Origin of the sequence: Lysobacter enzymogenes, from assembly GCF_017168095.1 — a bacterium.
Taxonomy (GTDB): Bacteria; Pseudomonadota; Gammaproteobacteria; order Xanthomonadales; family Xanthomonadaceae; genus Lysobacter; species Lysobacter enzymogenes_D.
Genome location: NZ_LXSD01000292.1, coordinates 1 through 13,053, shown reverse-complemented (window position 1 = coordinate 13,053; position 13,053 = coordinate 1). Strand labels below are relative to the sequence as shown.

Sequence of the window (13,053 nt, the reverse complement as noted above, 5' to 3'; positions counted from 1 at the left end):
GGGTGCGGCGCCCGCCGAGGCCAAGCCATCGCGCTGCACTTCCCGGCCGGCCATGCTGGCCGCGCGCACTGACTCGGGCTGCAGCCACCATCCGGCCAGCGTCACCGCCACCGCGGCGGCGACGCAGGCCGCGCCGAGCCGCCGTGCGCTGCGCGGCGAAGGCGCCTTGGCGACGACGCGCAGGCCCTCGCCGTCCGCGCGGGACGGCGAGGCGTCTTGCCGGCGGCGTTCGCTCACGAGCCGATGCTCCGCCGCGTCTTCATCGAAAGCGCGTGCGTCACGGGTTCGCCGGCTGATAGACCGACAGCGCCCAGCCCATGCGCTCGTGGCCGTACTGGTTCCAGATCGGAGTGCGGCCGTTGCTGATGCTGGGATAGCGCGACGCGCCGGTGCCGGTGCTGCCGCCCCACAGGCCGGCCGAGACCGTGCCGCCGGTGTAGGTCGGATGGGTGTCGTCGGACTGGATGTAGTCGTACGAGCTGGTGGACGCGACGAACTTGGTGTTGGCGTCGCGCAAGGTCGCGCGCAGCGTCACCGCCGTGCGGGTGACGTAGCTGGCCTCGGTTTCGCCGGCCACGTAGCGCAGCGCGTCGGAGTCGATCTGGCCGTCGCCGTTGCTGTCGTAGTCCGCGCCCATGTACTGGGCGAAGCTGTCGGCGCACTTGAAGCCCTTCTGGCGCGCGTATTCGCACATCCAGTAGTTCATCTTGGCGATCGCCGGCAGGAAGCGGTCGCGCAGGTTCACGGTCTGGCCGGTGCCGGCGTCCTTGCACGAGCTCTGCACGTTGTCGGCGGCGTAGCCGGGGTAGTACAGATTGGAGACGATCTTCAGCTTGGTGTTGGCGTGGGCGTTGGCGTTGATGTAGTCCATCGCCGCGGCGACGTAGGTCTTGCAGGAATTGATCGCCGCGTCCAGGCCGCTGTAGTCGCAGGTGCCGGTCTGCGACTTGAACGCGCTGCGCGCCTGCAGGCCGTCGTTGCCGCACATCTCGAAGCTGACCACGCGGGTCGAGGCGTCCTGCATGTAGGAACGCTCGGCCACGATCTTGTTCTCGTAGACATCGCGCGCCACCGCGCCGGACTTGGCCCGGCGCACGCTTTCGATATCCGCGTTCCAGCGCGCCGACAGGTACTCGGCGTCGACGGTCGGCGCCGAATACTTGGCCGCGTTGCTGATCGAACCGTTGTAGCCGGCGAAGATCGAATCGCCGTAGGCCACGACCCGGTACTTGGCGGTGGTGCCGGCCCGGTCGACGGTCCACGACACGTTCTGGTTGAGGGTGCTGGCCACGGCCGGAACCGACAGCGCGAGCAGCGCGGCAGCCGGGATCAGCCGCCCCGCGGCGGTGCGGAACGAAGACTTCATCCTTAATTCCCCTTCGAGATGATGCGCGCGGCGGACACCCGCGGGCGCCCGATGAGAAAAACCCAAACAGCGGTACACGGCGAACCCGGTACGCAGGCTCGCTTCACGACAAGTCCGGCTTGTGACAACACACGGCCGCGACGGATCCGGCCGCGAAAAGTGCGACCGCAACCGGATGATCGCGACGGATCCGCGGCCCGTCCCGACGACGGACCGGCTGCAGCGCGCGGCGTCGCTTCTGCCGCCCCCGGACGCTAGCGTACGGTTTCGCGGCGACGCAATGTGCGCTGCAACAGCCGCGCCGGGCTGCATCACGTTTTCGCACACGCCCTCGCCATCGCGGCGGCCGGGCATGGCCCCGGCGATGTTCGATCGAACGCGCCGGCGACCCGGGCGAGCGCCGAGCGCGCACCGCCGCGCTCCTCCATAATGCGCGCCGCCGCTTCGACTCCGATGCCGCGCGATCGTTTTTCAGGTGAAGCAGACGTAATGGAATTCGGGATCGAAGTGATTGCGCTGCTGATGGCGGTGGCGTTCGTGGCGGGCACGATCGACGCCCTGGCCGGCGGCGGCGGCCTGCTGACGATCCCGGCGCTGATGGCCGCGGGCATCCCGCCGGTCGCCGCGATCGCCACCAACAAGCTGCAGAGCAGCTTCGGCACCGCCAGCGCCGTGTACGCGTTCGCGCGCAAGGGACGCATCGACTTCCGCCGCTTCCTCAAGCCCGCCGCGGCCGCGTTCGCGGGTTCGGCGATCGGCGCCTGGACCCTGCAGCGCGTGTCCCCGGCCTTCCTCGGCGGCCTGATTCCCGTGCTGCTGATCGCGATGGTGATTTACTTCGCGCTGGCGCCGAAGGCCTCGGAAGAAGACCGCCACAGCCGCCTGGGGCCGGCGGCGCTGATCGGCTTCGTCGCCGCGATCGGCTTCTACGACGGCTTCTTCGGCCCCGGCACCGGCGCGTTCCTGACCACCGCGCTGGTCGCGCTGTTCGGCATGGGCCTGGTCTCGGCCACCGCCCACACCAAGTTCCTGAACCTGTCCAGCAACCTCGCCGCGCTGATCGCGCTGATCCTCGGCGGCAAGGTGCTGTGGACCCTGGGCCTGCTGATGGCGCTGTCGAGCGTGCTCGGCGGCCAACTCGGCGCGCACCTGGCCTTGCGCATCGGCGCCAGGGCGATCCGCCCCTTGCTGCTGGCGATGTCGCTGCTGCTGACCGCCAAGCTGCTGTCGGATCCGGCCAATCCGCTGACGCGGTTCGTGTTGGGGCTGTTTTGAAATCGGGGGCGGGCGCTTTATCGCCCGCTGCGACGCCCGGCGCGCCGCCGATTGCGCCGGCGCGTCGCGGCGGCTATCGGATTCCGGATAGCGCGCCGGTTGCGTATTCGGGGCAAAATTGACGATCTCGCCTATACCGCCGATGACGGCAATACAGTCAGAGCAGGGCCGTCGCCAGCTTCGGGCGGCGGCGCGTGCCACCTTCCAGGACCGTTTACTTTCCAGGCGCCGCTTCAAATTCCCCGACCTCGCCCTCGGACTGCCCCGGCGCCGCACGATGGCGTGCCTAGCCGGCCTTAGCTGTCCATACTTGCCCTCACCGCGTCAAACTGAAAAATTCTAAAGCCTTGAATCAAATGCAAAAAACCCAGAAATCCAGCCCGGGCAAGGGGTCCGAAGAACACACCCCCCTGATGAAGCAATACTTCGCCGCCAAGAACGAGCACCCCGACGTGCTGATGTTCTTCCGCATGGGCGATTTCTACGAGCTGTTCTACGACGACGCGCGCAAGGCCGCGCGCCTGCTCGACATCACCCTGACCCAACGCGGCGCTTCGGCCGGGCAGCCGATTCCGATGGCGGGCGTGCCGCATCACTCCGCAGAAGGCTATCTGGCGCGATTGGTGGCGCTGGGCGAATCGGTGGCGATCTGCGAGCAAATCGGCGATCCGGCCCTGGCCAAGGGCATCGTCGAGCGCAAGGTGGTGCGCATCATCACGCCGGGCACGGTCACCGACGAGGCGCTGCTGAACGAGCGCCGCGACACCTTGCTGCTGGCGGTCTCGCGCGGCAAGAGCGGTTGGGGCCTGGCCTGGGCGGATCTGGCCGCGGGCCGGTTCCTGGTCAACGAAGTCGCCAGCGAAGACGCGCTGGAAGCCGAACTGGCGCGGCTGGAGCCGGCCGAAACGCTGATGCCCGACGAAGACGGCTGGGGCGCGTTCGTCGCCGAGCGCAGCGGCGTGCGCCGGCGCGCGCCGTGGCTGTTCGACGTCGACAGCGGCCGCCGCCAGTTGCTGCGCTTCTTCGGCCTGCACGATCTGTCCGGCTTCGGCCTGGAAGACAAGCCGCTGGCGGTCGCCGCCGCGGCCGCGCTGCTGGGGTATGTGGAAGAAACGCAGAAGCAGCGGCTGCCGCATCTGACCTCGATCGCGGTGGAATCCGGCGACGGCGCCATCGCCATGAACGCGGCCACCCGCCGCCATCTGGAACTGGACAGCCGCATCGACGGCGACAGCCGCACCACCCTGCTCGGCGTGCTCGACAGCACGGTCACGCCGATGGGCGGGCGCCTGTTGCGGCGCTGGCTGCACCGGCCGCTGCGCGACCGCGCGGCGCTGCGCCATCGCCACCAGGCGGTGGCCACGCTGATCGAAAGCCGCGCCGGCGACGATGTGCGCGAGCGCTTCCGCGCGCTCGGCGATCTGGAGCGCATCCTCTCGCGCATCGCCCTGCGCAGCGCGCGCCCGCGCGACCTGTCGACGCTGCGCGACGGCCTGGGCCTGCTGCCGGACGTGCGCGGCCTGCTGCGCCCGCTCGACGCGCCGCGCCTGAGCGCGCTGGCCGACGAGCTCGGCGAGCACGACGCGCACGCGCATCTGCTGGCCGAGGCGATCGTGCCGCAGCCGCCGGTGCTGGCGCGCGATGGCGGCGTGTTCGCGCCCGGTTATGACGCAGAGCTCGACGAGCTGCGCACGCTGTCGACCAACGCCGACCAGTTCCTGATCGACCTGGAAGCGCGCGAGCGCGCTGCCAGCGGCATCGCCACGCTCAAGGTCGGCTACAACCGCGTCCACGGCTATTACCTGGAAATCAGCAAGGCCCAGGCCGAGAAGGCGCCGACCCACTACACCCGCCGCCAGACCCTGAGCAACGCCGAGCGCTACATCACCGAAGAGCTCAAGCAGTTCGAGGACAAGGTGCTGTCGGCGCGCGAGCGCGCGCTGGCGCGCGAGCGGCTGCTGTACGAACAGTTGCTCGACGCGCTCAACGAACGCCTGGAACCGCTCAAGCGCTGCGCCGCGGCGCTGTCGGAACTCGACGTGCTGTGCGCGTTCGCCGAACGCGCGGCCAGCCTGGACTGGTCGCAACCCGAGCTCACCGAAGCGCCGGGCCTGTGCATCCTGCGCGGACGCCATCCGGTGGTCGAAGCGGTGCGCAAGGATCCGTTCGAGCCCAACGACCTGGTGCTCGACGACAGCAACGGCCGCCGCATGCTGGTCATCACCGGCCCCAACATGGGCGGTAAATCGACTTATATGCGGCAGAACGCGCTGATCGTGCTGCTCGCGCACATCGGCAGCTTCGTGCCGGCGTCGCGCGCGGCGATCGGCCCGATCGACCGCATCCTCACCCGCATCGGCGCCGGCGACGACCTCGCCCGCGGCCAATCGACCTTCATGGTCGAGATGAGCGAGACCAGCTACATCCTGCACCACGCCAGCGACCGTTCGCTGGTGCTGATGGACGAGATCGGCCGCGGCACCTCGACCTACGACGGCCTGGCCCTGGCCGAGGCCTGCGCGCGCCATCTGGCCCATCACAACCGCGCCTACACCTTGTTCGCCACGCACTACTTCGAACTGACCGCGCTGGCCGAACCGGGCAACGGCATCGCCAACGTGCATCTCGACGCGGTCGAGCACGGCGAGCAACTGGTGTTCATGCACGCGGTCAAGGACGGCCCGGCCGACCGCAGCTTCGGCCTGCAGGTGGCGGCGCTGGCCGGCCTGCCCAAGTCGGTGGTCAAGCAGGCGCGCGGGCGCCTGATCGAACTGGAGAACCAGGGCCGCGATGCGCCCAAGCCCTCGTTCGCCAAGGCCGCGCTGGACGCGCCGCAGCAGTTCGGCCTGTTCGCCGCGCCGTCCTCGGCGGCGCTGGACGCGCTGGCGGAAATCGATCCGGACGAACTGACGCCGAAGCAGGCGCTGGAGGCGTTGTATCGGATCAAGGCGCTGGCCTGACCTTCGCTGCGCCTGCGGGCCGCATGTCGTTGCGAGAGGGCCCTCGGGCCGATGCAGTCATGGGAGAGGCCTTCAGCTCGATGCAGTTGTGGGAGGGCCTTCAGGCCCGATGCTTTCCGCTCCGCTCGCCGCGCTCAGGAACAAAGGCATCGGGCCCGAAGCCCTCCCGCCAAAGCCGAGCGCGCACGCGCCGCGCTCGGCCCATCGCCCAATCTGTGACCGCCGCAACCCCGCCGCAGACCGCGAACGCCACCCGCTAAACTGTGCGCCGGAACGGACACCGGAGCGCATGTGGAAGCCCTGCTATTCCTCGTCGGCATCGTCGCCGGCCTGATTCTCGCCCGCCTCTATCGCCCGGCCGCGGCAACCCAGGCCGCGCCGCCGGCCGTCGCGATCCAGCCCGAATCCAGCGCCGCCGTCGGCGACGACAGCGCGCCCGCGGCCGTCGAAGCAACGCCCGCCGACCCCGCGCCCGCCGCGGAAGAATCCGCGCAAGACCGCCTGTTCGCCCTGATCCGCCGCATCGACGCGGTCGACGAACGCATCCAGCGCCCGCAGGACCTGCTCGCCCTGCCCGAGTTCCACCAAGGCGTCGACCTGCTCGCCAGCGACGCCTTCGGCCACGAGGAACTGACCCGCCAGCTCAGCGGCACCGGCTACGTGCTGCAGTCGATGATCGTCAAAGCCGCCTCGCGCCGCGGCGACATCGCGCCGGAACGGCTGATCGAACCGGCCGGGCAGTACGGCGGCTATCCGCTGCATTTCCTGATCGAACACCTGCAGACCCTCACCGACGCGGCAACGCTGCCGCAGCTGATGCGCCACGCCCAGCCGTGGTGGTGGGAGTTCGCGCCGGTGCGGCAGATGTTGCGCGATTACCTGCGCTGGGCCGGCGAACGCGGCCAGGCGCTGCCCGCGCCGGCGCTGGACGAGCTCGACGAGAACAACGCCAAGCAACTCAGCGAAACCCTCAAGCGCTTCGACTCGCCGCTGCTGCAACCGCTGCTGGACGAAGTCGAGCGCGCCGCCGGCGCGCGCCGCGAGAACCGCGTGCTCGGCGCGTTCGGCCGGGTCAATCCGGCGCCGAAGCCGGCTCAGCGGATCGTGCACGAGGCGCTGCGCCAGCAACTGGATCAACTCGAGGAACTGCTGACCGGGGCCGATGCGGCTTCGGTGTTGGTCAGCGGCGAGCACGGCGTCGGCAAGAGCGTGCTGATCGACCTGCTGTGCCAGCGCCTGCAGGCGCAAGGCTGGCTGGTGTTCGAGGCCAGCGCCGCGGAAATCCTCTCCGGCCAGTCCTACATCGGCGAGCTGGAAGAGCGCGTGCGCGAGATGCTGTCGGTGCTGCATCGCGACAAGGCGCTGTGGCGCGCGCCGGAGTTCTTCGACCTGCTGTCCAAGGGCGCGTACAAGCAGGATCCCACCGGCGTGCTCGACCTGGTGCTGCCGGCGATCGAGCGCGGCCAGCTGCGGGTGATCGGCGAGATCAGCCCGCGCCAGCTGGCGCAGCTGCAGGTCGCGCGGCCGGTGATCAAGCACCACTTCGACATCCTCAGCGTCGCCCCGCTCGATCCGCTGGCGCTGGCGCCGCTCGCGGCCGAATGGGCGCGCGTGGAAAGCCAGCGCGCCGGCCGCGAAGTCGCCGACGCGCGCACCCTCGCCGAGGCCGCGCGCATGGCCGCGCAGTACTTCCCCGAACAGCACGAACCCGGGCGCCTGCTGCGCCTGCTCGACGACGCGCTGCGCGGCGCCGAGGCGCAACAGCCGCCGGCGCTGCCGATCGACGGCGAGCGCCTGCTGTCGACCATCGCCCAGCGCAGCGGCCTGCCGCTGGAGGTCATCGACGACCGCCAGAGCCTGGACCTGGAGCGCCTGCGCGCGTTCTTCCAGCGCCGCGTGCTCGGCCAGGACGAGGCGGTGGACGCGCTGCTCGACCGCATCGCGATGCTCAAGGCCGGCCTCACCGACAACGGCCGCCCGATCGGCGTGTTCCTGTTCGCCGGCCCCACCGGCACCGGCAAGACCGAGCTGGCCAAGGCCCTGGGCGAGTTGCTGTTCGGCAGCGACGAACGGCTGCTGCGCCTGGACATGAGCGAATACCAATCCGAAGACTCGGCCTGGCGCCTTACCGCCGACCAGGGCGGCGCCGCCGGCGTGCGCTCGCTGACCTCGCGCATCCGCGAGCAGCCGTTCTCGGTGGTGCTGCTGGACGAGTTCGAGAAGGCCCATCCCAAGGTCTGGGACTTGTTCCTGCAGGTGTTCGACGACGCGCGCCTGAGCGACGGCAGCGGCCACACCGTGGATTTCCGCCACAGCATCATCATCCTCACCAGCAACGCCGGCTCGACCATTTCGCGCAGCGCCGGCCCCGGCTTCACCTCGGTGCGCGGCGGCTATTCGCGCAGCGCCGTGGAGAAGGCGCTGTACGAAACCTTTCGCCGCGAGTTCATCAACCGCCTCGATCGGGTGGTGCTGTTCAACCCGCTCGACCGCGCGCTGATGCGCGAGATCCTGCACAAGGAACTCGGCCGCGTGCTGACCCGGCGCGGCCTGCGCAACCGCGACTGGGCGGTGGAATGGGAGCCCTCGGCAATCGAGTTCCTGCTCGACCGCGGCTTCACCCCGGACCTCGGCGCGCGTCCGCTGCGCCGGGCGATCGAGCACTACCTGCTGGCGCCGCTGGCTCGCAGCATCGTCGAGCACCGCGCGCCGCAGGGCGACCAGTTCCTGTTCGTGCGCAGCGCCGGCGACAAGCTCGAAGTCGAATTCATCGACCCTGCGCCTGCGCCGCCCGCGTCGGCGCCGGCCGGCGAGGCCGCGCCGGCGCAGGGCGAGGACGACCTGCGCGATCTGGTCTACGCGCCGTCCGCCGACGCCGCCGCGATCGCGCGCCTGGACGCGCGCCTGGCGGCGCTGGAAGACACCGTGCTCGGCGCGCAGTGGCGCGGCGAGCGCGAAGCCGATTACGCGCGCATGGCCGCGGCCGGCTTCTGGGAATCGCCCGAACGCCACGCCGCGCTGGACCGGATCGAACGCCGCGACCGCATCGAGAGCGCGCTCGACACCGCGGTGCGGCTGCAGCAGCGGCTCAGCCGCGACGGCGGCAACGCCAGCTTCGCCCAGTCGCTGGCGCAGTTGCTGTTCCTGCTCGGGCTGGCGGTCGACGCGCTGCGCGCCGGACGGCCGCAAGATGCGCTGGTAGAGATCGACCTCAGCGATTCCGCGCAGCGCCAGGGCGAGGAACTGCGCCAGTGGTGGCAGCGCGTGCTGGCGATGTACCAGGGCTGGGCGCAGCGCCGCAACATGCGCGTGCAGGTGCTGCGCGAAGACCGCGAACGCGGCAGCGCGTGGCTGGCGGTGAGCGGCTTCGGCGCGTTCGACCTGCTCGAACACGAAGCCGGCCTGCATGTGTACGAAGACAAGGCCGAGGACGCCACGCAGCGCCTGTCGGTGCTGGTGCAGGTCGCGCCCGACCTGCCCGGCCGCGCGCGCCAGCCGCAGGCCGCGCAGGCGCCGGCGTTCGAGGCCGAACGCCGCATCGCCCGCCGTTATCGCCGTTCGCCTTCGCCGCTGGTGCGCGACGGCGTGCGCGGCTGGCGCAGCGGGCGCATCGACCGGGTGCTGGCGGGCGAGTTCGATGTGATGAGCGAGGATTGAGGTTCGCGCGGCGCGGCGCGCAATCGCGCGCGCTCGGATTGCGATGGGTTCGTCGTTGTCGGGTTTTCGCGGTCGCGGCTTGCGCCGCTCCTACAAGGGCTGCGAATCGCGCATGGGCTACCTGTAGGAGCGGCGCAAGCCGCGACCGCGCCCCCGCAAGCGCGCAGCCGCAACCCGCACCGAACACGCGCATTCAAGGCAACGAGCAATCCGACGTGCACTGCCGATACTGGCGCCCGCAATGCTGGGTGCTGCCGCCGCCGGCCTGGGCGATGCAATCGTTCAACTGCTCCATGCACGCGCTGTAGCAATCCGGATCCGACGCCGACGCGGCCGCGCCGAAGCCCAGCCCGAACACCAGCGCCGCCATCGCCATCCAGCCCATCCGCATCCCTTTCGCTCGAGTCCGTCCCATCGCCCTGTCTCCTTGTCCGTGAATCGCACGGCGCCGGCCACCGCGGCCGGCGCTCGCCGCAGTGTAGGCAGCGTCGCGTCCCGGCCGCCGTGCTGCGCAGCAACAAGCGCGGCGTTGCGCGGCGCGCGTCGCGATTTCCGAGCGCGGTCACGTCGCCGCCATGGTCCGGCTCGCATGATCGGGCGGCGATGCGGGCGGCAGGCGCGGATCCATAGTCGATTTCTATCGGATAGGTCGAAAGGATCGATTTAACATCGGCATCGCGCCCGTCTATCGTCGCCCGTACCCCCACGATTCCGAACGCCAGCGATGCGCCAGCCGGACGATCCAACTCAGCTCGCACACGCCGACTGCGGCGCGCCGGGCATCGGTGTCTACGCGTTTGCGCATCCATGCTCGCGGCGGCGACTCCCGCTCCCCCCTGCTCCTGATCCGCACTCCTGACTCGCGCAGCGCCGTTGCGCGCGGCCGACGCCGCGCGCCACCGCAACCCGACCGTTGGATCCCACCGTCAAAGGCACGCACCCATGTCGAACCCCAGCAAATGCCCCTTCAACCACGCGGCCGGCGGCGGCACCTCCAACCGCGACTGGTGGCCCAACCAGCTCAACCTCAAGATCCTGCACCAGCAGGCGCCCGCGACGGACCCGATGGGCACGGACTTCGACTACGCCGCCGCCTTCAACAGCCTCGACCTCGACGCGGTCAAGCGCGACCTGCACGCGCTGATGACCGATTCACAGGACTGGTGGCCGGCCGACTTCGGCCACTATGGCCCGTTGTTCATCCGCATGGCCTGGCATAGCGCCGGCACCTATCGCATCTTCGACGGCCGCGGCGGCGCCGGCGCCGGGCAGCAGCGCTTCGCCCCGCTCAACAGCTGGCCCGACAACGGCAACCTCGACAAGGCCCGGCGCCTGCTGTGGCCGATCAAGCAGAAATACGGCAACAAGATTTCCTGGGCCGACCTGCTGATCCTCACCGGCAACGTCGCCCTGGAATCGATGGGCTTCAAGACCTTCGGCTTCGCCGGCGGCCGCGCCGACGTGTGGGAACCCGAAGAAGGCGTGTACTGGGGCGCGGAGACGCAGTGGCTCGGCGACAAGCGCTACAGCGGCGACCGCGTGCTGGAGAATCCGCTCGGCGCCGTGCAGATGGGTTTGATCTACGTCAACCCGCAAGGCCCCAACGGCAACCCCGACCCGATCGCCGCCGCGCGCGACATCCGCGAAACCTTCGCGCGCATGGCGATGGACGACGAAGAGACCGTCGCCCTGATCGCCGGCGGCCACAGCTTCGGCAAGACCCACGGCGCCGGCCCCGAATCGCACGTCGGCCGCGAGCCCGAAGGCGCGGAACTGGCCGACCAGGGCCTGGGCTGGGCCAGCAGCTTCGGCAGCGGCAAGGCCGGCGACGCCATCACCAGCGGCCTGGAAGTCACCTGGACCAGCACGCCGACGCAGTGGAGCAACGAGTTCTTCGCCAACCTGTTCGGCTACGAATGGGAACTGAGCAAGAGCCCGGCCGGCGCGCACCAATGGATCGCCAAGGATCCCGCCGCGGCGAACAAGATCCCGCACGCGCACGACCCGAACAAGCGCCAGGCGCCGACCATGCTCACCACCGACCTGTCGCTGCGCATGGATCCGGCCTACGAGAAGATCTCGCGCCGTTTCTTCGAAAACCCCGACCAGTTCGCCGACGCCTTCGCCCGCGCCTGGTTCAAGCTGACCCATCGCGACATGGGCCCGCGCGCGCGCTACCTCGGCAAGGAAGTGCCGGCCGAAGAACTGATCTGGCAGGACCCGATTCCCACCGTCGACCACCCGCTGATCGACGCCGGCGACATCGCCGCGCTCAAGGCCAAGATCCTCGCGTCCGGCCTGAGCGTGTCCGAACTGGTCTCCACCGCCTGGGCCTCGGCCTCGACCTTCCGCGGCTCGGACAAGCGCGGCGGCGCCAACGGCGCGCGCATCCGCCTGGCGCCGCAGAAAGACTGGGAGGTCAACCAGCCCGCGCAACTGGCCAAGGTGCTGGCGACGCTGGAACGCATCCAGAACGACTTCAACGCCTCCGCCGGCGGCGGCAAGAAAGTCTCGCTCGCCGACCTGATCGTGCTCGGCGGTGCCGCCGGCGTCGAACAGGCGGCGAAGAACGCCGGCGTGTCGGTCGAGGTGCCGTTCGCGCCGGGCCGCATGGACGCCAGCGCCGAGCAGACCGACGTCGACTCCTTCGCCGCGCTCGAACCGCTCGCCGACGGCTTCCGCAACTACCTGCAAGGCCAGTACAAGGCGACCGCCGAAGCGCTGCTGGTCGACCGCGCGCAACTGCTCGACCTCAGCGCACCGGAGATGACCGTGCTGGTCGGCGGCCTGCGCGTGCTCGGCGCCAACGCCGGCGACAGCAAGCACGGAGTATTCACCGACAAGGTCGGCACGCTCAGCAACGACTTCTTCGTCAACCTGCTCGACATGGGCACGGTGTGGAAGCCGACGTCCGACGCGCAAGATGCGTTCGAAGGCCGCGACCGCAAGACCGGCGCGGCCAAGTGGACCGGCACCCGCGTCGACCTGGTGTTCGGCTCGCACTCGCAACTGCGCGCGATCGCCGAGGTCTACGCCAGCAGCGACGCCAAGGAGAAGTTCGCACGCGACTTCGTCGCGGCCTGGAACAAGGTCATGAACGCCGACCGCTTCGATCTGAACAAGTAAGCGCCGCGGCCGCGGCAAGAAACCCTGTGCGACACCTCTGCGCCTGGCGGGCCGACCGCCAGGCGTTTTTTTCGTCGCAGTCGCCGTGTCGCGGTAGCGGCCCGCGCCGTTCCTGCATCGGCTACCTGTAGGAGCGGCGCAAGCCGCGACCGCGACACCTCAACCACCGCGCCCCCAACTAAAACGTCGTCCTGCACCGCCCCCAAACCCAGCGCAAAGACCGCTTCGAATCCCCCGCAAAACCACCGCCCATCGCCGCTCTCGCCCCCGCCCTCCACCATCGCGGTGCCAACGCAAAAACGACCAACCACCACCGAACCACGCTCAAGCCACCGCCCTTTCGCACCCCCGCCACACAACGCCGCCGGCATCACTCCGCACTAACGGGCCGGCGCTAGCATCTGCACTCCCCGTACACCGGAATTTAACGATGAGCGCCTCGCTGACCGACGATCTCCTCAACCAGCTCCAGGGCCAGCCGCTGGCGCAGATAGGCAGCCAGCTCGGCCTGTCCGAGGCGCAGACCCAGGGCGCGGTGAGCCAGGCGCTGCCGCTGCTGCTCGGCGCGCTGGGCCGCAACGCCAGCCAGCCCGAAGGCGCGCAGGCGCTGTTCGGCGCGCTGCAGCGCGATCACGCCGACGCGGGCGGCGGCGCGGCCGGGCTGGACCT

The 13,053-nt window shown here is 70.0% G+C and carries 9 protein-coding genes; 5 read left to right on the top strand and 4 right to left on the bottom strand.

Features of this window, described 5'->3' with window-relative positions; genetic code table 11:
• Both A7A76_RS09340 and A7A76_RS09335 read right to left on the bottom strand, forming a co-directional pair.
• Positions 1–237: hypothetical protein (locus tag A7A76_RS09340; protein ID WP_206410950.1), on the bottom strand; the 237-nt coding region annotated here is incomplete at its 3' end.
• A 40-nt stretch (positions 238–277) separates the two neighbouring features.
• Entirely contained in the window at positions 278–1,366 is a 1,089-nt protein-coding gene (locus A7A76_RS09335) for a hypothetical protein (protein ID WP_206410949.1), read from the bottom strand.
• A gap of 489 nt (positions 1,367–1,855) precedes the next feature.
• On the opposite strand from A7A76_RS09335, the gene A7A76_RS09330 reads away from it, so the two are divergent.
• Both A7A76_RS09330 and mutS read left to right on the top strand, forming a co-directional pair.
• A complete protein-coding gene (locus tag A7A76_RS09330; RefSeq protein WP_206410948.1) occupies positions 1,856–2,641 on the top strand; it encodes a TSUP family transporter in 786 nt (261 codons plus the stop codon).
• Between the two features lie 356 nt (positions 2,642–2,997).
• Positions 2,998–5,601: a DNA mismatch repair protein MutS gene (gene mutS / locus A7A76_RS09325; protein WP_241200834.1), complete on the top strand. Its 2,604-nt coding sequence runs from the start codon at positions 2,998–3,000 to the stop codon at positions 5,599–5,601.
• Positions 5,602–5,673: 72 nt separating this feature from the next.
• Here mutS and A7A76_RS26405 read toward each other — a convergent pair whose 3' ends face one another.
• Positions 5,674–5,892, bottom strand: coding sequence for a DUF6053 domain-containing protein (locus tag A7A76_RS26405; protein WP_428995114.1), 219 nt, complete (start codon positions 5,890–5,892; stop codon positions 5,674–5,676).
• Between A7A76_RS26405 and A7A76_RS09320 the strand changes: the two genes are divergently transcribed.
• Positions 5,893–9,258 carry an AAA family ATPase gene (locus tag A7A76_RS09320; protein WP_206410947.1) on the top strand — a complete coding sequence of 1,122 codons (3,366 nt, stop codon included), beginning with the start codon at positions 5,893–5,895 and terminating at the stop codon, positions 9,256–9,258.
• A 193-nt stretch (positions 9,259–9,451) separates the two neighbouring features.
• Here the strand turns inward: A7A76_RS09320 and A7A76_RS09315 are convergent, their stop codons facing one another.
• Positions 9,452–9,649: a hypothetical protein gene (locus A7A76_RS09315; RefSeq protein WP_206410946.1), complete on the bottom strand. Its 198-nt coding sequence runs from the start codon at positions 9,647–9,649 to the stop codon at positions 9,452–9,454.
• Between the two features lie 551 nt (positions 9,650–10,200).
• Here A7A76_RS09315 and katG point away from each other — a divergent pair.
• Positions 10,201–12,384, top strand: coding sequence for a catalase/peroxidase HPI (katG, locus tag A7A76_RS09310; RefSeq protein ID WP_206410945.1), 2,184 nt, complete (start codon positions 10,201–10,203; stop codon positions 12,382–12,384).
• A 430-nt stretch (positions 12,385–12,814) separates the two neighbouring features.
• Positions 12,815–13,053: DUF937 domain-containing protein (locus A7A76_RS09305; protein ID WP_206410944.1), on the top strand; the 239-nt coding region annotated here is incomplete at its 3' end.

Bases quoted from the DNA above. Each gene is read 5' to 3' on its own strand.
- A7A76_RS09335 (WP_206410949.1), bottom strand. From the start codon at position 1,366: ATGAAGTCTTCGTTCCGCACCGCCGCGGGGCGGCTGATCCCGGCTGCC.
- A7A76_RS09330 (WP_206410948.1), top strand. From the start codon at position 1,856: ATGGAATTCGGGATCGAAGTGATTGCGCTGCTGATGGCGGTGGCGTTC.
- mutS (WP_241200834.1), top strand. From the start codon at position 2,998: ATGCAAAAAACCCAGAAATCCAGCCCGGGCAAGGGGTCCGAAGAACAC.
- A7A76_RS26405 (WP_428995114.1), bottom strand. From the start codon at position 5,892: ATGCGCTCCGGTGTCCGTTCCGGCGCACAGTTTAGCGGGTGGCGTTCG.
- A7A76_RS09315 (WP_206410946.1), bottom strand. From the start codon at position 9,649: ATGCGGATGGGCTGGATGGCGATGGCGGCGCTGGTGTTCGGGCTGGGC.
- katG (WP_206410945.1), top strand. From the start codon at position 10,201: ATGTCGAACCCCAGCAAATGCCCCTTCAACCACGCGGCCGGCGGCGGC.